Consider the following 18,125-nt stretch of genomic DNA (forward strand, 5'->3'; position numbering starts at 1 on the left):
CAAGGCCTCACGGGGATCACGATGAACTGGATAGACAATCTGCGCCGCAGCTTCCTCGATTGGAGCGCGATGGCGGACGTGCTGCCGAGCATGATCAGTGTCGGCCTGAAAAATACTCTGATCCTTGCCGCGGCATCGACCGTGCTCGGCGTCGTCATCGGCATGGTTCTTGCCGTGATGGGCATCTCTCAGTCTCGCTGGCTGCGGCTGCCGGCGCGCATCTATACCGATATCTTTCGCGGGCTGCCGGCCATCGTTACGATCCTGATCATCGGCCAGGGCTTTGCCCGGATCGGACGGGATATCTTCGGCCCGTCGCCATTCCCGCTCGGCATACTGGCGCTCAGCCTGATTGCCGGCGCCTACATCGGCGAAATTTTTCGATCGGGCATCCAAAGCGTCGAGCGCGGCCAGATGGAAGCCTGCCGGGCGCTCAGCATGAGCTATGGGCAAGGCATGCGCCTGATCGTCATTCCGCAGGGTGTGCGGCGCGTGCTGCCGGCGCTGGTCAATCAGTTCATCGGCAACGTCAAGGATTCGAGCCTTGTTTATTTCCTCGGATTGCTCGCCTCAGAGCGGGAGATTTTCCGCGTCGGGCAAGACCACGCGGTCGTAACCGGCAACCTGTCGCCACTGCTCCTGGCAGGTGTTTTCTACCTCGTGATCACCGTGCCGCTGACCCACTTCGTCAATTACATCGATGCGAAGCTGCGATTGGGAAAACAGGGGCGGGGTCCCGGTCCCGGGAGTGGATTGGTCGAGGTGACCGAGCTTGCGGCGGCGGTGGGCCCCCACTCCATCACCGGCGTCGCGAGCTGCGATAATCAGCATTTCAAGGGCGGGACGCTTGAAATCCGAGATGTGAGTATGGCTTACGGAGAGCTCGAGGTACTCAAGGGTGTCGATCTCGATATCGCCGCCGGAACCGTCACTTGCATCATCGGCCCTTCCGGCTCGGGAAAATCGACGCTGCTGCGTTGCATGAACAGGCTCGTCGAACCGAAGGGTGGCGACATACGGCTCGACGGCGAAAGCATCCTGGCCATGAAGCCGGAAAAGCTCCGTCGTCGGGTCGGCATGGTGTTCCAGCACTTCAACCTCTTTCCCGACCACACCGCTTTCGAAAACGTCATGCTTGCACTGACGAAGATCAAGAAGATGCCGAGGCAGGAGGCGCGGCGCGTCGCCGAGGCGCGCCTGGCCGATGTCGGTCTTGCCGCGCGCCGGGATCACCGGCCGGCAGGCCTCTCCGGCGGGCAGCAGCAGCGCGTCGCGATCGCGCGGGCATTGGCCATGGATCCGGAGATCATCCTGTTTGACGAGGTGACGAGCGCGCTTGACCCTGAATTGGTGAAGGGCGTGCTCGACCTAATGGCGAGGCTCGGTCGTCAGGGCATGACGATGGCAGTCGTGACGCATGAGATGGGGTTTGCCCGCCGCGTCGCCGACCAGGTGGTCTTCATGGATGAGGGCCGTATCGTCGAAGCCGGCTCGCCGCAGCAGATCTTTGACAATCCGCGAAGCGAACGGCTGAAGCGCTTCCTTGCGGAAGTTCTCTGAGGCGCCAGCCGTAAGGCGTGCAAATTCGGTTCGATCAAGCAAGAGCAGGAACAGGGTACCCGACATGAATGCTTCCACCAAACCTTCGAAGGTCGTTGTCATCGGCGGCGGGATTTTCGGCGTCTCGACCGCGCTCCATCTGGCCCGGCTCGGGGTTGATACCATGCTCATCAATGACGGCCCCCTTGCCAACGGGGCTTCCGGCCGGTCGCTCGCCTGGCTGAACTCGGCGCGAAAGCGCTCCGATGCCTATCACCGGCTGCGTCTGGCAGGCATTGACCGCTATCGTACGCTGGCTGCTCGATATCCCGATGCGCCGTGGTTGCGCTTCGACGGCGGCCTGACCTGGGACGCGGACGACGCGAGCAACGAGATCGCCGAAGTCTTCGACTATGAACGTGACCTCGGCTATCACGCACAATGGCTCACCCGGGAGAAGATCGCTGCGGTAACGCCCGGCGTCGACCCAAGCGCTGTGACGCCGCAAGGCGCTATCTTCAATCCGGGGGAGGGGTGGGTCGATCTTCCATCCCTGATTGGTAGGCTTTCGGAAGAATTCCAGGCGCTGGGCGGCGAGATCATCACGGATGCCGGACGCGCGGCGGTCGATGTCAGCAACGGGCGTGCCAGCTGCGTGGTCACACCGGACGGCACGCGCCACGACGCCGACGCCGTGCTGCTCGCTGCAGGCAGCGAGGTTCCCGCAATCGTTGCGGAGGCCGGCCAACAGATCGAGGATGCAACGCCTGTCGCCCTTCTCGTCAGGACAAAGCCGATCCGCCACCCGCTGAAGGCCGTGCTCAACACGCCGCGTGTTGCCATTCGACCGATGTCCAATGGCGGCTTCGCACTCGATTCCGCCTGGTCGGAGGAAGAGGTAGGCGTCAACCCCGACGGCAGCTACAATGTCAGGCAATCGACGCTGCAGGGACTGCTGCGGGAAGCGTCGAAAGTCCTCGAAGGCAATCCGGTCCTTGAGATCGAAGATTATGGGGTCGGTCCGAAACCTATTCCTGGCGATGGCGAGCCTGTTTTCGGCGAGCTGTCCTCGATCCCGGGTTACTTCGTCGCCTTTAGTCATAGCGGCGCCACCCTTGGCCTGATTGCCGGCGAGCTGTTGGCGGATGAGATCGCCACGGGCCGCCGCCATCCGCTGCTGGCGGCGTTTCGCCCTGAGCGCTTCAGCGCATCGTGCCGGTGACGTCCGCGATATGGGTGGCTGCCAGCCTCATCGGCGCGCGGATCATTTAGAGCCATCAAGCGTTCTGCCGAAAGGAACCAATGGGAGACGCAACATGTTCAAGGATCAGGCCGCCGCCTTCGGCGCCGAAAATAACCGAGGCGATGCCGCCGCTTCAATGCCGAATGGAGAGGAACCAGCCATCAATCCGGATCTCATTCGGCGTGAGGGCTTCGCGAGCGAGGCCGAATACCGCGCCTACTTTGCCACATTGGGCAGAGATGTGTCCGCTCCGACCGAAGATCACGTGGGAGAACCGGTGCGGACCTCCGGGGAACACATCCTGGAAAGCCGGCTGCAGGAATTGAGGTGGGAACTCGAAATTCTGCAGGCTCGTCTTCATGGAATCAGACGCCAGGCCGCGACCGTTGTCACCGAAAACCTCCGGTGGGCTGATTCCAGCGCCCATGCCCAGCTTGGCGATCAGCCCTGGCTGAAGCTCGCCGGCGCGATGGCGGGTGCCTTCGTCATCACCAGGGGTCTGAAGCGCCTGCCTTGGGGAGCCGTGATGACAACGGCATTGCCTTTGGCCGTCGCTGCGATGAATCGAAACCTCGCTCGGCGGTGATGTGGCAGGCACAGATGGTTCTGCGTGAGATCGCGCGCCGGTTCCTTAATCATGAAGGGACGCCATCATCTCGCCGAAGTGTTCGTGACATCCTACCGCTTTAAACGGAGGCGAACATGGCTGGACATGACGATCGCTACGTCGAGATTACCACGCGTCTTCGCTCGGTACGGTCGTTCTGCGACTTCCTCTCGCAGGGCGGAACTGTCCGCGTCGCCCTATCGGAGGGCGAACCGTACAAGGATGTTACTGCCGCGCTGCTGGAGCGGAACCGCCGGGAGGCGGAGGCACTCGCCCGCACGCGCAGGTACCTCTACCCGGAGCTGGCCGACGAAGAGGTGGCGCCGCCGCTCTACAGCCATCACTGACGCACCCGCGCGTCGTGACCATCGCGAGGGTAGGATGGGATGGGCCTAAAGCGCGTCGCGATCTTTCGGATTCGTCTGCCGCGCTTTGCGTCCTTGTGCTTACGCATGTCGTTGTTGCAAAACCGCTGCACACTTTTGCGCGACATGCTCTATGCAGCGGCAACCCGGCGTGCCTCCGTTTGATCCAGCTGGAACTGGTCGATCAGCTGCAGGAGCGTTCTGGTCTCATCGGCAAGTTCCTTCGTCGCCGCGCTGGTTTCCTCGACCATGGCGGCATTCTGCTGCGTCATCTGGTCCATCCTGTTGACGGAAGAATTGACCTCGTGCAGCGCGTTGTACTGCTCCCGGCTCGAGCGGGCGATGACATCCATCTGCTCGGATGCGGTGACCACTTTTGCGGAAATGCTTTCAAGGACCTCACTCGTTTCGCGAACGACCCGCGCGCCGTTGGTGATCTCGGCTCGCGAACGTCCGATGAGTTGCTTGATCCGTTGGCCGGCCTCCGCTGAGCGCTGGGCGAGATCGCGGACTTCCTGGGCCACGACCGCAAAACCTTTGCCGGCCTCGCCGGCGCGGGCCGCTTCGATGCCGGCATTGAGCGCGAGCAGGTTCGTCTGAAAGGCGATGTCATCGATAACGCCGATGATCTGCACGATCTCGTTGGAAGCCGCCTCTATCTTGCTCATCGCCTCGATGGCGCTGGCTACCACCTCGGATGAAGAATCGGCGGTCTTCTTGGTATCCGTGATAATCTCACGGGCATCGTCGGCGCAGGCCGCTGATGAGCGAACCGTCGTTGTAATCTCCTCGATGGCGGCGGCGATCTCTTCGAGCCCTACGGCCTGCTGTTCCGTGCGCTTCGCGAGGTTGCTGGCGGACAGATCCATCTGACCGGCATTGCCCTCGATCATCCGCGTGTTGGTGCGAATCTGGTCAATCGTTTCCTGCAGACGAAGCAGCGACGAATTGAAATCGTTACGAAGTTGCTCCAGCCGGCCGAAGAAAGGCGTCGCGATCGTCTGGGAGATGTCGCCTCGCGCCAGGCGCCCGAGCCCCTCGGCCAGTGCCGTCACAGCAAAATCGATCTGCTGCTCGACAGCGCGTTTCTCCTCATCATTACGGTGCCTTTCCTCCTCGGCCCTCGTCCGTTCGATCTCGCTGCGCTCCTCAATCTCGACCTTGGCGATCGCATTGTTCTTGAAGACACCAAGCGCACGAGCCATGTCGCCGATTTCATCGGCGCGGCTTTCGCCGACGATCGACGTTTCCAGCCTGCCGTCCGCCAGTCGCCGCATTGCCGAGGTGATCTGATTGATCGGCCCTTTAAGCGTCACAGTCAGACCGATGCCGGCTAGAATTGCGATCACCACGCCGAGGATCGTTGTTCCAAGCGACATGGAGTTGGCGTCATCGCGTTCGTCGGCCGCGTTCTGCCGCTGCATTTCGGCGAAAGCCGTCAGCTGGGACCACATCCGATCCACATCGGCGGCGGCGGCACGGAATTCGTCCTGGCGCTGCGCGCTGATGCGGACGAGGTCGGCAGCGGATTTCTGCATCTTGTCCAGCGCCGGCAGAAGCTTCGGTTTGAGATTGTCGAATTGTGTAACGCCGCCGGCATTGGAAACCAGCATGTCCAGACCTTTTCTGACGGCGGTGATCTCCTGCGAAAGCCGCTGGAGATTGGCGTCCGTCGGGGCCAGCGCCAGCTTCGCCAGGACGATCTGGATCACGTAAGCCGAGGTCGTCAGCTTCTGACCATCTCTCTGACTGGTCTTGGCGCGCTCGACCATTTTGGCTGTCTCGGCCGCCTTGTCGGTCACGGCCTTCAGCCGCCGTGTGGCGACCACCCGCAATTCGGGCAGGCTGCCGACGATCTGGCCAGTTTTATCGCTAAGCGCGGCTGCGCGTTCATCGGTCTGGCCAGAGGTTTCGACGAGCGGCTTCAGGGAAGCGACGGCGTCTTCGATCGCCTTTTTGGCATCCGGCGCTTCGCCGCCAAGGGCCATTCCCACGATGCGCTGCTGCCGGGCGAGTTGCTCCATATCCGGCCTGGCAATCGTGCCTGCGGCCTGGGCCTTGTCGTTCAGCAATTGGGCGAAGGACGCGAAGTCCGAAATACGCTGTGCGTCGGCGAGGGTGTTGCGGGATTCATCTTCCTGCAGGTCGGCGGTACGCTGGAGAGCCTTGGTCCCTTCGACAATATCTGTCTGAGACGATACGACGACGCTCTGGGCTTTCTGAAGATCGGTGAGCAGCGCTGCCCTGCTCTCCTGAAGCTGCCACAGCAAATCCATGCGGGCTGCAATTCGGTCAATGGAAGAGAGCACCTGCTCCAGTTCCTGCTGACCACTATGATCTGCGCTGAGCCGCTCGATGCCGGATTTCAAAAGGCTGCGCTGGTCGGCAAGTCTGGCGTTGACGGCCTCCCGGTTTTCCTGCGTGGCATTGGCGAGGAACTCGGCCATTGCCGCCGACAGATTGCGAAAGCCGCTCAAGGATTGCAGGACGGAGTTGGAAATATCCATCCGCCCCTGAAGCAGACTCGATGCATAAAAACCCGTCGCGCCCACGGCCATGATGCTCAAGATGAACGGAATGATGAACAGCATCACCTGCGTCTGGATGCGAACCCGCGATAACAGCCTTCCCAGCATCAAACCCCTCCACCCCTGCAGGAAACAGCCGATCTCGAGTGAAGGTCCCGATCCGCTCGAATCGACTCTATCCGTCTCCGTCCCGACACCTATGGGATCGCGGAATGAATATTTCATAACGCCTAACTCGTGAAATATTCGTTTCAATGTCGCTATGGGTGAACGTTGAATGCCGTTTTCTGCCGGAGACTCCACCGCCGCTGGCGAATGATCAGGCGAAACTGATTTCTGCAAGAAGAGGGAGGTGGTCGGAGGCGACCCTCGTCAGCCGGCTTTGGAGCACTATTGCCCGTTGGACGACCAGGTCTTCGGTGACGAAGATGTGGTCGAGACGCATCAGCGGATAGCGGGAGGGGAAGGTCGCTCTCGGCGCCTCGCTGCCTGCGAGCTGGGCGTCGGTCAATGAGCGCGCGGCAAGCCGGTAAGTCGCCGATGACGGAATGGCGTTGAAATCGCCGCAGAGAATGCTTGGAACCGGTTGGTCCGACGGACCGCGCAGCCAGCCGGAATTCAAGAGCGTCGTCATCTGCCGAATGCGCTCGCGCCCTCGAAGGCCGAGATGAGTATTGACCACGAGCAACTTCCTGTCGCCGAGCAATATTTCGACGGACAATGCGCCCCTCGCTTCGCCGATGGAGGGCAGCGGACCGGCCTTGACCGCGCCGGTTGGCAACGCGGTGATGATTGCATCGCCATATTGCTCCTCGGCAATTGACAGCGCAGGGTGAAAATGAGCCTGCATCTTTAGAAGGGAAGCGATTGCATGGGCCTGGTCGACGCCGCCGGTCCTGCGCCTGAGGACGTCGACCTCCTGCAGGGCGACAATGTCGGCTTCAGCCTCGGCGATGACCGAAGCGATCCGCCCGGGGTCGAGCTTCCGGTCGTTGCCGATGCAGCTGTGAACGTTATAAGTTAGGAGTTTGATCGATCTATCCGGCATAGGTCCGCTGAAGCTGATCTCCCCTCGAGAGACGGGACTCGTTCTCCCCCAGGGGAACACAGAACTCTTTTGATCGTTCCAAATGATCGAGCCGTGGGGCTCGCACTTCGGAAACGGACAATCGATGAATCTGAAAACCATAATCTGGAATGGACTGCTCGTTGCCGCCCTTTGCGTCGCGGGCTTTCTACTCTATCGGATTTTCCGCCAGTACAGCCTGGAGCAGATCGTCCAATCGGTCCGCGGCATACCGTTTGAGACCTTCGCCACCGCGTTGCTCTTCGCGGCGGCATCCTATCTATGCCTCAGCTGTTTCGACCTGCTGGCGATCCGTTCCCTTGGCAAATCCCTGCCTTACCGGAGGGTCTTGCTCGCCTCATTCATCAGCCTTTCGCTCGGTCACAATATCGGCTTTGCAGGTCTGAGTAGCGGCGCCTTCCGCTATCGTTATTATTCCCGCTGGGGACTGACGACGGAGGACGTGGCGAAGATCATCCTGTTCTGCGGTGTCACAGTGGGGCTCGGCCTCATCACGCTCGGCGGCTTTGCCCTGATCGTCAATCCCGCTGACGCGGCACGTCTGCTGCGTCTCGATGCGGCAAGCACCCGGGTGTTCGGGCTGCTGGCTCTGACCGTGCCGGCCGTCTACGCGGGGTTGGCGTTCTTCATCCGCGGCAAGCTGCGGCTGTGGCGATGGTCGTTTCAACTGCCGCGCTTTCCGATCGCGGTGGCGCAGGTAGGCGTCGGGACGATCAACTTCATGCTGGTGTCCGCCTGCCTGCACCAGATGCTCGCGACCTTCGGCGACGTTGCCTTCTTCCGCTCCGTCACGGCTTACGTGCTCGCCAATTCGGCGATCCTGGCAACCCATGTCCCCGGCGGCCTCGGCGTGCTGGAGGCGACCGTCTCCTACGCCGTGCCGCAGCAGGCCTCGATCGGCGCGCTGATCGCTTTCCGCTGCGCTTATTTCTTCATCCCGCTGACGCTGGGCACGACACTTCTCCTCGTCAGCGAATTCATCTTCCGGCGGTCACGCAGTGCGGGCGAACAGGCGGAGGAGCGCGCCGAGGCCCAGTCGGTGTAGGAGCAGAAAGGGCCGGCTGGGGTCGACGATCGCCGTACCTGTGATCGGCGAGACTTTGCCTGACAGTTCGACGGCAAATTCCCTGAGGCCGCGAGCCCCCTGGTTCAGCGCGTCTATCGCCTCGATCATCGAACCGCGTTGCGCGTAGGCAGCCGCGAAAGCCTCGGGAGCGGCTCCGAGATATTCCGCGAGAAGCCGATTGTACAGCTCCGCGATCGCGCGGCGATGCTCGCCGGTTTCAGCCTCGAACAGCAGATCGCATTCTGAATCAAGCCCTTCCGAGCGATTGTTGAGATTGGAAGAGCCGATGCGGACCAGTTCGTCGTCGGCGATTATCAATTTCGAATGGATGAGCACCTCGACCTCGCTGTCTGCCTGCGCCGACTGCCCGGGCGCCTCAGGCCCTGGCACTTTCGGCCCGGGCACGACGGGGTAACAGACCCGCAGGCGGTTGGCGCGATCGGCGCGTTTGAGGCGGCGGATGACACGGTCGCGATTGCTGCCCATGACGAGCTTTTCGATCAGCCCGTGAGAACTGCGCGTGCAGATGACGACCACCTCGGGCCCGTCCTCCTCCTGCAACCGTGCGGCAATGGCGTCGGCGACGCGGAAGGAGGCGAGATATTGCGCCTCGATATAGAGTTGACGCCGCGCTCGGGCGATGATCTCCAGGGTCGATGCGATGCCGTCGCCGATACCGGTGCGCCAGGTGGTTTCCGGCTCCGTGAGGGCGAAACCGACCGGGATGTCTTGCAGCGATATCGAGAGATCGTCTGGCCAGGCGAAGGACAGGCTGCCGGCAAGTGGCAGATGCTTTTCGCCGGTGGCGTTTTCCCAGCGCCGCCTGGCGATATCGCCGATCAGCCGGGCGGCGTCGCCCGTAACCATCGCCTGCACGTCGTGCAGCGGATCGTAGGGGGCACCGTCGGGGTCGCGCCGCAGCTTGTCCTTGGCGTGATGGCGCCTGGTATCCCATCGCCGCGACGTCATGTCTATACCGCCGATGAAGGCGACCGCGTCGTCGATGCAGACGAGTTTCTGATGATGACAGCCGCGCAACGCGTCCTGAAGATCGAAACGCAGATCGATCCTGGCATTCTTGGGGAAATTCTTCTTCCGAAGTAGATCTATCGATTTGTCCGAGTAGATCGGCCCGAGCGCCCAAATAAGAATGCGTATTTCGAGTTCGGGATTTTCCGCCGCCAGCGCGTGCAGCAGGTCCGCCAAGGTTTCGTCCGACTTCTCGGGCTCCAATCGAATATTGGGATGGAAGTCCCATCCGATGATCCACACATTGCGGCGGGCCTGCCGCAACGCCCTTGAAACTTCGGCAAAATATTTGTTGCCGTTGATTAGAAAGGCGGCTTTTTCCGCGCGTCCCTGGAGCCGAAATGCCGCACTCCCCTCTTTTTCGCCTCCCCGATGTTGCGCTTTTGTTCGGGTCAGGTAGGGTTGATCGGAAATGGTTTCGAATGCGGTCATGTTTGCCTCGGCCGTTTTGACTGAAAACAAACGCCTGGAAATTCACCGGGTTCCCGATCCCGGCCGTCGCCGCACAGCGGGTCGAACAGCGAGGATATAGGAAACGAGATGTCACAGCGGGCAGGCAGCGCCGATCTTCCCCTTCACGGGGGACGTGTGCCGCATTGGCTCGGCGACAGGATGACCCGGTTGGGAACGCTGATCACCGAGGCGATCGTTCATCACTACGGCCGCGACGAATTTCTGCGCCGGCTTGCCCACCCTTTCTGGTTCCAGTCCTTCGGCGCGGTCATGGGCATGGATTGGCATTCCTCCGGCATTACGACAAGTGTTCTCGGTGCGTTGAAGCGCGGGCTGAAGCCGCGCGCCGGCGAGCTCGGCCTGCATGTCTGCGGCGGCCGAGGCGCGCATTCGCGCAAGACCCCGCAAGAGCTGGTCTCGATCGGCGAGCGCGTCGGCCTCGACGGGGAGGGGCTGGCGACGACGAGCCGGCTCATCGCCAAGGTCGACAGCGCCGCGCTGCAGGACGGCTTCGACCTCTATCTGCACGGCTTCATCGTCGCCGATGACGGTCATTGGGTGGTGGTGCAGCAGGGCATGAATGGCGACCGGCGGCAGGCCCGGCGTTATCACTGGCTCTCCGAAGGACTCGAAAGTTTCGTCGACTCGCCGCATGCGGCAATTGAAGGCAGAAGTCAGGGCGAAATTGTCAATCTCGCCGATAAACGCGCCGAGCGCTCACGGCGTGGTCAGCTCGACCTCTTGGCAACGCTCGGCCCCGACAGGATCATCCGTGAGGCGGCCGCGCTGATGCGTGCGGAGGAGCCGGCGCCCGAACCTGCCGAACAGCCGATGCTGCCGCATTTGGTCATGCCCACTCATCATGATGTCCGCGAGAGCGATGTCCACATGCGGCGCCTGCATGGAAATCTGGCGGCTGCGGCGGACCGCGGACCGGTGGACTTTCAGGAGTTGCTCCTCGTTCCAGGTGTCGGCGCCCGCACGGTGAAGGCGCTGGCGATGGTGGCGGAAGTGATACACGGCGCGCCCTGCCGTTTTTCTGACCCGGCACGCTTCTCCATCGCCCACGGCGGCAAGGATCGACATCCCTTCCCGGTGCCGCTCAAGGTCTATGACGAAACGATCGACGTGATGAAATCGGCGGTGCGCAAGGGCAGGCTCGGGCGCGAGGAGGAACTGCAGGCGCTGAAGCGCCTGGACGATCAATCCCGGCAGATGGAACGCTATGTCACGGGTCCCGATCTCAAGGAGATCATCGCCGGCGAATTCCGCCAATCCGCCGATTTCGGCGGCCGCAGCGTCTTCGGCTGGGAGCCGCCGCCCGGGGATGAGGATTAGGCCATGACGGCGAATGTGTCAGCCATTTCGGGCGGCATCGTGCCATCGATTCGGAGTTTCAGGCCGATGCGCTGTTCAATCGCCCGGTGAAGGCACACCCTCGCGGATCTCTTTCGAAAATTCCTCGGAGGCGGCGGCACCCTTTGCCCGTGCGGTGATACGCGCCGCCGCTTTCAATTCCTCAAAAGGCAGCTTCATATCGAGCGCTTTCCGGTCATAGGCGAATTCCGGAAGGTAACCGTTCACGATCAGCCGCCAATCAAACGGAAATGTAGCGCCGACGGCCCGCATCATTTTAGCGGCAGTCGTGGTGCAGTTGGTGGTGAGCGAGTTGTAGAAGCGCGGGTGTTCGGCGAGCGTGTTCGCATCGCTCACATATTGCAGGAGAAGCCGAGCGGCATTGGCCGGCGGAACGCGCATGCGAAAAAGCTGAACGTCCTCGCCGCGTATGTTGGATCGGACAAGAATGACGTCGCTTTCGGTGGCCGCGATAATGACGAGGGGATTGCTTTTGAAGAGGTCGCCGATCGGAGAGAATTTACCCCCGGCCGTCCTCCGCACCTCGATCGACCATGCCAGGTATTGGTAGTCATCGAACCCGAAACTCAGGATCATGTGCGCCATCTCAGGCCCTGACCAATAGGACATGAACAAATCGAGGCTCCTGAGCTTGTTCAGGTCGTAGGTGCGCGACTCCCATTTCTCCACAAAACCGCCATCCGTTTTCCAGGCGAAATTTCTGACATTGGTCAGCGTGAGGATGTTGCCGTCGACCGTGCCTGTCACCTGCCTGGCGACGTCTCCCGCCCAGTCGGCCGTCACTGGCGGCTTTATTGAGGTCCACCAAACGGCGATGCCTGCAAAACATAGGACGAACGGAAGGACAACCATGGGGCGTGGCTTCCAGATTATGGAAACTGCCGCGGCAACACCGACCAACGCGAGGACTCCTGCTGCGACCTCTCGGACCAGCACGGAAACGGGCAGACGATAGAATAGCGCGAGAGAGGCCCATATGGTCGCCAGCAGAAACGCTAGACAGAAGACAGCCTTTGCAGCCCGAAACAATATCCGAACGAGCAGGGGTGCTTGCCGCCGTCCGCGGCCTGGATATCTTGACGCACTTTGGCTGTTGTTGAAACTCATGACGCCTTCCTATCCTTGTTGAAGGTCAATCGATGATTTCGGTTTCCCAGTCATGTGACGAGGGCCGAGAAGGCGTATTTATCCGGAGACGCGGCTCCCGTGACGAGGGGATGGCGAACAATTTGTCTTGAACTGAGGACGCTTGTCCAGTCCGCATCGGACAAAGCCAAGAGTCTTACGAGCAAACGACAGTCGAATATATCCGGGGGGGGGCGATATGTCCGTGCCATTCGGAGCAGCGCCAGCAAGAGTAGATCCTTACGGGCAAGACGCATTCCTGAATGCCGATGCGGTTCGTCAATGGCCGTCCGGGGGGACGGCCTCCGCCGGCACCGTCTCCTTCAGGTTCTTCCGGTGGAAGATGAACAGGCCGGCAAAGACGATGATTGCGGCGCCGACGACGATCTGCATATCGGGAATATCGTTGAAGAAGATATAGCCCAGCACGATTGCCCAGAGTAGCAGCGTATATTGCAGCGGCGCCAGCAGCGATGCTGGCGCGAGCTTCAGCGAGCGGGTGATCAGCAGATGCGCGCAGGTGGCGACGATCCCGAGCAGCAGCATGCCTGACCAGTCGATGGGTGTTGCCGGCTGCCAGTGGCCTATGCTGAGTGCGATGCCGGTGGCGAGCGCCGCAACCGTCTGCCATGTCACGAGCGTGGTGTCGCTGGTCGAGCGGAGATAGCGGCTCATCACCAACGATAGGGCAAAGGCCAAACTGCCGGCGAGGCCGAAAAGCGAGGGAAGCGACAGCATTGCCGTCGACGGACGCAACGCGATGACGACGCCGGCAAAACCGACCAGAACGGCGAGCCAACGGCGCCAACCGATCTTTTCCCCGAGAAAGAAATGCGAGAGCGCCGCAATGTAGATCGGCCCTGCCATGTAGAAGGTCATGACATCGGCGAGCGGCAGATAGGCGACGGCGGCGTAGAACAGCGCGACATCGCCGGTCGCCATGATGACCCGCATGAACTGCAAGCTTTTCTGCTCGACGCGGAAGAGCGCCAGCGGTCCCTGCCGCAGGATCATCGGCCCGAGCAGGATGAAAGCGCCGACCGAACGGATCACCAACACCTGACCGACGGCAAAGCTCGTCACCAGCCACTTGCCCATCGCATCGTTCAGCGCAAACAGCAGATCGCCGAGAAGCATCAGCACGACGCCCGTCATGAACAGGTTTCCGGCATTGGCGACGGTCGCCTTCGTCTTCATTCCTCATATCCTCGCAAAAACGGCCGCGCATGCACGGCCGAGTGCGTGCGGCTTCGGCCTTAACGCGGCCGATGTCAACCATCCGTTTGAAACACCTGCGTTGAATTTCACATGGGTGACAGGGTGAGCGACTGTGCCCTGGCGCAAGCCCGACGGCGCGCTGTTTTTTCTCGGCTTCGTCACTTCCGTCGAGTTGAGCGTAAACGCGGAGATCTGACCGCCTTCAGTATTTCCAGCTTGTATAGTCGTCCGCAACGCATCCGAACGGGGCGCGATCCTGACCGAACCGTTTCCGCAATTGAAGGCATCCCCATTTGTTCAACGGCGTCGGCATGAGGTTGTTGATATCCATCCCCGGCGACTGGAAAGGTGTGCTGGCACTGGTCACGTACCAAAGCCAGAAACCGATGAAGCCGGCGAGGATCAAGAGGAGGGTGCCAAAAAACAGCCGCAGCCGCGCGCCGACCGACATTGTTTTCCCGCGCTTGCCGATCAAGACCGGCACAGCCTGTCCACCGCCGTGCTGTGCGAATGGCGCAAGCGCAAACTTTCGCTCGTCATCCGTCAGCCCGATACGTTGCAGACGATCATCCAGAAGCACTGGCAGCGCTGTCCTGCCATGCCGGACCGCCAAGCCCACGGCTTTGCCGTTTGCCTCCCCCACAATCAAAGGCTCCTGACCTCCCTTCATCTGGGTGTAGGCTGATCGACCAGTCCGATCGTTGGCGATCTTGTCATTGTAGGTAACGGAAAGAATGTTGCGCTTGCGATCAAACGCAGCAATTTCCACCGGTATGGTATCCAAGAACGCCGGTTGGCGCAGCTGCCGTTTAACACGCCAGATCCGCAACGCCTGGAACAGTGTTCCAAGGCTCATGCCGCCAAGAAACAGGGCAAATACGGTGAGGGTTATGATCCGGTTCCAGAGCTTGTCCAGACCGAGGCTCATTGTCGCCAATTCCGGATGGTCGGCCGAGATCACCACGTCGGTTTCATAATCGCCGGTATGAAAATCGACGAACATCACTTGGACTTCCGTGTCGTAGTTGCGTCCGTCGTAACTGTAGACGAGGCGCGCCTCACAGTCCGTAAAGAAGAGCTTGCGTGTCGTGCATCTCCCATTTTGGACGTCACCATTCTCAAGGGTCAACGGATTTTGGCTGACCTGAAAATCCCTGATGACGCCGGGCGCTTGCCAAGTGACCATAAACACCGCCAGTGCCGCGATGACGGGAGTGGCCCAGAAGTAAGCCCGCGGCGTGGAGATCACATCAGGTGCAAGCGATAAAGGGCGGCTGGGAAGAACGAGCGCAGGCACGGGGGAGGACGCCTTTCGAGTATTCGAGCTGAGAAATACGCCGGATAGGAATTTTGATCGAAGCGGGTGACAGCTTCGCAGTAATGTTCGCACTGATACATTGTGCGCCGGCCAAATGTCACTCTGGTTGTCTCGCGAGACCGGCACATCTTCACATAAAACTGGGGGTGTCATGGGTCGTGCGCTGGCGGACCATCGAGGGACGGTTTTCGTCGCCAGCATCGGTTTCAGGGTCTTGAGGTCATCAGGCGACAGCTGCACGAGATTGTCGTGGAGGTTCGAGATCAGCTCGGACACCGTGCGGGCGTTGTACTGAGCCGGATCGAGCGTGCGGATACCTGTCAGATTCGTCCCGATTAACAGCATGCTGGCGGCGATGCCGCCAGGCTCGGCTGCGCCGCCATCAGCGCGCCTGTCATTGCGATCGTCGTCAGTAGCTGTTTCAGCATCTCAAGACCTCCCAATCCTGTTGCTTGCGGGAATGATGTTTTGAATTAGCCGGCCGTCTTCACGTCCTGCCGGTCCGTTTGGATATCGCCCTCGGTCTCCCAGCCTCGAAGCAGCCGATGCAGCTCGTCGCGATCCTGCGCGTCGAGCCGCGGCAATCCTGGCACGCGTACCGGGCCGACATCGAGGCCGGAATAGGTGACGGCCTCTTTGACGACGGTGACGTTCGCGCCGTTGCGGAACTTGGTGCGCATCCGCTCGAAGGGTTCGAGCTTGTTGACGATTGCTCTCGCCGCGGCGAAGTCGCCTTTCTCAAGCGCTTCATGGACGGCGAGCGACAGCTTCGGCGCGACGTTGACGAGGCCCGAGGTGAAGCCGCGCGCGCCGGCCGCGGTGAATGTCGGCGCCCAGCTCTCCGCCAGGCCGCACACGAACAACGCGCCTTTGGGATCGGCGGCGGGGATCGCCCTCGCCAGCAGCATCAGATCTGTCGTGGCGAACTTGATGCCGGCAATATTGCCGTGATTGGCGAGGCGGACGATCTCGGCGACGCTGAAACCCTCGGCTCTGACGTAAGCGACGAGCGGCAGAGTGGATGCATCGGCGAGATTGCAGAAATAATCGATCTGGGCCGACGGCGCCGCGAAGGGATCGACCGGCTGATGCGACATGACCGCGGAGGCGCCGATCGCGGCCGCATCCCTGGCCATGCCGGTCGCTTCGCGCAGCGACCGGCCGATCGCCGCCGTCACCGGCGCCCGGCTATCCACACCCGATACCGCCGCCTCGTGGACGATCCGGATCTCTTGCGGCGTCAGGGCATAAAATTCTCCGGTATTGCCGGCCGCGACGATGTTGTGAATGCCGGCCGCGGCCACCCGCGCATAGACCTTCGCGGTAATCCGGGGCTCGACTTCGCCCCCGGCATCATAAGCCGTGACGGGAACGCCCGACACGCCCCTAAGCGCCTTGCGCATGATCGCGATGCTCATTTTTCTCCCCCGTTGGCTCTTCTTCCAGTGATCGTCAGCCGAACCGGAAGGGCGGCAGCCCCTCCGCATCGACATCGAAGGCAATGACCGTCCCCGCCTCGAGACGTCCGGTGCGGTCGCTCGACAGGCTCGTGACGTAGAGGGTGCTGAGATCAGGGCCTCCGAAACACGGCATTGTCGGTGCTGCGACCGGCAGAATGTAGATTTCAACGATTTCGCCGTCGGCCGATATTCTGTTCAGGCGGCCGGCGGAGACGCCGGCGCTCCAGTAGAAACCGTCGCGATCGGTGGTCGCTCCGTCCGGCCGGCCTTGTTCTTCGGTGAAACTGCGAAGGCGGCGTCCCCCGCCGAGTTCGCCCGTCTCGGGATTGAAATCGAAGGCTTGCAGAAAACACTGCCGGCTGTCGGAGTGATACATCCGCCGGCCGTCCGGCGACCAGGCAAGGCCGTTGGAACTCGTCAGCCCCGTTGCGACGGTCCGCGTGCTGCCGTCGGCGCCGACACTGAAGAGCGCCGCATCATTCACCTGCGGCTTGGCCTCGCTGATCGAGCCGACCCAGAAGCGGCCGTCCGGCCCGACCTTGCCGTCGTTGAGGCGGCCGATCATCTCTCGTCCCACGGGATCGCACAAAAATTCAAGCTGGCGGGAGACGGGATCGAAGAGATGCACGCCCGTCTGGAGTCCGACGACGATCCTGCCGTCGCGGCATAGTCCGAGGCAGCCGATCGCGGAAGGCATGTCGAAGTGGTCGGCTTTGCCTTCGGCCGAGAGCCGGACGAGCGCCGGCGCCAGGATATCGACGAGCCAGAGCGCGCCGGTCTCCTCGTCCCATACCGGCGATTCACCGACCGTCAGCGGTTGCTGCAGGACAGGACGGATCTTCGGCTCAACGATGCGGGGTGCCGTCACGAGACTGTCTCCGGATCTTTGACGAGGCCTTCGGCATCGCGCATGCGGATGCTGCCATCGTGATTGAATTCGCAGAAGCCGCCGCCCTGGAATGCAAGGGCGACCCGTCCTTCCGCGCCGTTCTCGATATGGGCGTGATCACGCGGCCGGTCCTGCGGCTGGTAGCCAAGCCGCGTCGCCAGATCGTTGTCCCACCATTTCGTGTCGGTATCGGAAACGCCATAAACGACGGTCGCGGCGATCTGCGGATGGGTGAGGCCGATCCGCACCAATTGCGCCAGATCCCGGGCGCTGATCCAGATTGCGATCGTGCGTTCGCTGTTGGGATAGGTGCCGGCATTGCCGATGCGGATGGATAGGGAGCGAATGCCCGACGTATCGTAATAGAGTCCCGCCACCAGTTCGCCCCAGCATTTGGAAAGCCCGTAGGGGCTGTCCGGTCGCATGGGATCGAGCGGTGAAATGACCTCGCCGCGGGGATAAAAGCCGGTCGCATGGTTACTGGAAGCGTAGACCATCCTCTCGACCTTGTTGATCCGGGCGGCCTCATAGAGATTGTAGGTGCCGAGGACATTAGCCTGCAAAATAGCGTTCATATCGACGCCGCTGGCGATGCCGGCGAGATGAACGACGCCGTCGACGCCGCGCAAAGCGGCCGTTACCTCTTCGAGCTTCGACAGATCGGCGCGGACGAAGCTTTCATTTCCGGCCAGGTCCACAGGCTCGCGAATATCGATCAAGCGGACATGCTCCGCATGCTGCCGGAGGAACGGGCGCAACAGCGTCCCGACACGTCCGGCGGCACCCGTTATGGCGATCCGTCTCATCGTCCTTCCTCCCAT

The 18,125-nt window shown here is 61.5% G+C and carries 15 protein-coding genes and 1 pseudogene; 6 read left to right on the top strand and 10 right to left on the bottom strand.

Annotated features, from left to right (window positions below):
- The first annotated feature begins 21 nt into the window (after window positions 1-21).
- From NL154_RS25225 to NL154_RS25240, 4 genes are all read left to right on the top strand, one after another.
- A complete protein-coding gene (locus NL154_RS25225) occupies window positions 22-1,560 on the top strand; it encodes an amino acid ABC transporter permease/ATP-binding protein (protein WP_434734234.1) in 1,539 nt (512 codons plus the stop codon).
- Between the two features lie 64 nt (window positions 1,561-1,624).
- Window positions 1,625-2,761, top strand: coding sequence for an NAD(P)/FAD-dependent oxidoreductase (locus tag NL154_RS25230; protein WP_434734235.1), 1,137 nt, complete (start codon window positions 1,625-1,627; stop codon window positions 2,759-2,761).
- 94 nt (window positions 2,762-2,855) lie between these two features.
- The gene (locus NL154_RS25235) at window positions 2,856-3,368 is read left to right on the top strand and encodes a hypothetical protein (protein WP_434734236.1); all 513 of its coding nucleotides are present in this window, start codon (window positions 2,856-2,858) and stop codon (window positions 3,366-3,368) included.
- 116 nt (window positions 3,369-3,484) lie between these two features.
- Window positions 3,485-3,736, top strand: coding sequence for a hypothetical protein (locus NL154_RS25240; protein ID WP_210631863.1), 252 nt, complete (start codon window positions 3,485-3,487; stop codon window positions 3,734-3,736).
- 149 nt (window positions 3,737-3,885) lie between these two features.
- Here NL154_RS25240 and NL154_RS25245 read toward each other — a convergent pair whose 3' ends face one another.
- Together NL154_RS25245 and NL154_RS25250 are read right to left on the bottom strand one after the other, a co-directional pair.
- Window positions 3,886-6,390, bottom strand: a complete 2,505-nt coding sequence (locus NL154_RS25245) for a methyl-accepting chemotaxis protein (protein ID WP_434734237.1) — start codon at window positions 6,388-6,390, stop codon at window positions 3,886-3,888.
- A gap of 211 nt (window positions 6,391-6,601) precedes the next feature.
- Complete coding sequence (locus NL154_RS25250; RefSeq protein WP_434734238.1) at window positions 6,602-7,330, bottom strand: endonuclease/exonuclease/phosphatase family protein; 729 nt, start codon at window positions 7,328-7,330, stop codon at window positions 6,602-6,604.
- Window positions 7,331-7,454: 124 nt separating this feature from the next.
- Between NL154_RS25250 and NL154_RS25255 the strand changes: the two genes are divergently transcribed.
- Window positions 7,455-8,414, top strand: coding sequence for a lysylphosphatidylglycerol synthase domain-containing protein (locus NL154_RS25255; RefSeq protein ID WP_434734239.1), 960 nt, complete (start codon window positions 7,455-7,457; stop codon window positions 8,412-8,414).
- Here the strand turns inward: NL154_RS25255 and NL154_RS25260 are convergent.
- Window positions 8,361-9,896: a phospholipase D-like domain-containing protein gene (locus tag NL154_RS25260; protein WP_221147401.1), complete on the bottom strand. Its 1,536-nt coding sequence runs from the start codon at window positions 9,894-9,896 to the stop codon at window positions 8,361-8,363. The two genes, NL154_RS25255 and NL154_RS25260, sit on opposite strands and share 54 nt — an antisense overlap.
- Window positions 9,897-10,004: 108 nt before the next feature.
- Between NL154_RS25260 and NL154_RS25265 the strand changes: the two genes are divergently transcribed.
- Window positions 10,005-11,255: a DUF763 domain-containing protein gene (locus NL154_RS25265; protein ID WP_434734240.1), complete on the top strand. Its 1,251-nt coding sequence runs from the start codon at window positions 10,005-10,007 to the stop codon at window positions 11,253-11,255.
- Between the two features lie 75 nt (window positions 11,256-11,330).
- On the opposite strand, the gene NL154_RS25270 is transcribed toward NL154_RS25265, so the two are convergent.
- The 7 genes and pseudogenes from NL154_RS25270 to NL154_RS25300 all read right to left on the bottom strand — a co-directional run bounded on the left by NL154_RS25270 (window position 11,331) and on the right by NL154_RS25300 (window position 18,110).
- On the bottom strand, window positions 11,331-12,146 hold the full coding sequence (locus tag NL154_RS25270) for an Lnb N-terminal periplasmic domain-containing protein (protein ID WP_259669051.1): 816 nt from the start codon (window positions 12,144-12,146) through the stop codon (window positions 11,331-11,333).
- 552 nt (window positions 12,147-12,698) lie between these two features.
- Window positions 12,699-13,616 (bottom strand): DMT family transporter, encoded by a 918-nt coding sequence (locus tag NL154_RS25275; RefSeq protein WP_434734241.1) that lies wholly within the window; start codon window positions 13,614-13,616, stop codon window positions 12,699-12,701.
- Window positions 13,617-13,839: 223 nt separating this feature from the next.
- On the bottom strand, window positions 13,840-14,934 hold the full coding sequence (locus NL154_RS25280; protein WP_434734368.1) for a hypothetical protein: 1,095 nt from the start codon (window positions 14,932-14,934) through the stop codon (window positions 13,840-13,842).
- 180 nt (window positions 14,935-15,114) lie between these two features.
- A pseudogene (locus NL154_RS25285) lies at window positions 15,115-15,383 on the bottom strand (ABC transporter substrate-binding protein); the annotation flags it as partial.
- Window positions 15,384-15,428: 45 nt separating this feature from the next.
- Window positions 15,429-16,373 (bottom strand): dihydrodipicolinate synthase family protein, encoded by a 945-nt coding sequence (locus tag NL154_RS25290; protein ID WP_210631874.1) that lies wholly within the window; start codon window positions 16,371-16,373, stop codon window positions 15,429-15,431.
- 34 nt (window positions 16,374-16,407) lie between these two features.
- On the bottom strand, window positions 16,408-17,283 hold the full coding sequence (locus tag NL154_RS25295; protein WP_221147406.1) for an SMP-30/gluconolactonase/LRE family protein: 876 nt from the start codon (window positions 17,281-17,283) through the stop codon (window positions 16,408-16,410).
- Window positions 17,280-18,110: an NAD-dependent epimerase/dehydratase family protein gene (locus NL154_RS25300; protein ID WP_221147407.1), complete on the bottom strand. Its 831-nt coding sequence runs from the start codon at window positions 18,108-18,110 to the stop codon at window positions 17,280-17,282. The genes NL154_RS25295 and NL154_RS25300 overlap by 4 nt, the downstream gene beginning before the upstream one ends.
- Window positions 18,111-18,125: the final 15 nt, after the last annotated feature.

The organism is Rhizobium sp. YTUHZ044 (assembly GCF_051123975.1).
In the GTDB taxonomy this organism is placed as follows: Bacteria; Pseudomonadota; Alphaproteobacteria; order Rhizobiales; family Rhizobiaceae; genus Rhizobium.

Excerpts from the sequence above, each read along its gene's own strand:
- NL154_RS25225 (WP_434734234.1), top strand. The coding sequence starts at position 22 with ATGAACTGGATAGACAATCTGCGCCGCAGCTTCCTCGATTGGAGCGCG.
- NL154_RS25230 (WP_434734235.1), top strand. The coding sequence starts at position 1,625 with ATGAATGCTTCCACCAAACCTTCGAAGGTCGTTGTCATCGGCGGCGGG.
- NL154_RS25235 (WP_434734236.1), top strand. The coding sequence starts at position 2,856 with ATGTTCAAGGATCAGGCCGCCGCCTTCGGCGCCGAAAATAACCGAGGC.
- NL154_RS25240 (WP_210631863.1), top strand. The coding sequence starts at position 3,485 with ATGGCTGGACATGACGATCGCTACGTCGAGATTACCACGCGTCTTCGC.
- NL154_RS25245 (WP_434734237.1), bottom strand. The coding sequence starts at position 6,390 with ATGCTGGGAAGGCTGTTATCGCGGGTTCGCATCCAGACGCAGGTGATG.
- NL154_RS25250 (WP_434734238.1), bottom strand. The coding sequence starts at position 7,330 with ATGCCGGATAGATCGATCAAACTCCTAACTTATAACGTTCACAGCTGC.
- NL154_RS25255 (WP_434734239.1), top strand. The coding sequence starts at position 7,455 with ATGAATCTGAAAACCATAATCTGGAATGGACTGCTCGTTGCCGCCCTT.
- NL154_RS25260 (WP_221147401.1), bottom strand. The coding sequence starts at position 9,896 with ATGACCGCATTCGAAACCATTTCCGATCAACCCTACCTGACCCGAACA.
- NL154_RS25265 (WP_434734240.1), top strand. The coding sequence starts at position 10,005 with ATGTCACAGCGGGCAGGCAGCGCCGATCTTCCCCTTCACGGGGGACGT.
- NL154_RS25270 (WP_259669051.1), bottom strand. The coding sequence starts at position 12,146 with ATGGTTGTCCTTCCGTTCGTCCTATGTTTTGCAGGCATCGCCGTTTGG.
- NL154_RS25275 (WP_434734241.1), bottom strand. The coding sequence starts at position 13,616 with ATGAAGACGAAGGCGACCGTCGCCAATGCCGGAAACCTGTTCATGACG.
- NL154_RS25290 (WP_210631874.1), bottom strand. The coding sequence starts at position 16,373 with ATGAGCATCGCGATCATGCGCAAGGCGCTTAGGGGCGTGTCGGGCGTT.
- NL154_RS25300 (WP_221147407.1), bottom strand. The coding sequence starts at position 18,110 with ATGAGACGGATCGCCATAACGGGTGCCGCCGGACGTGTCGGGACGCTG.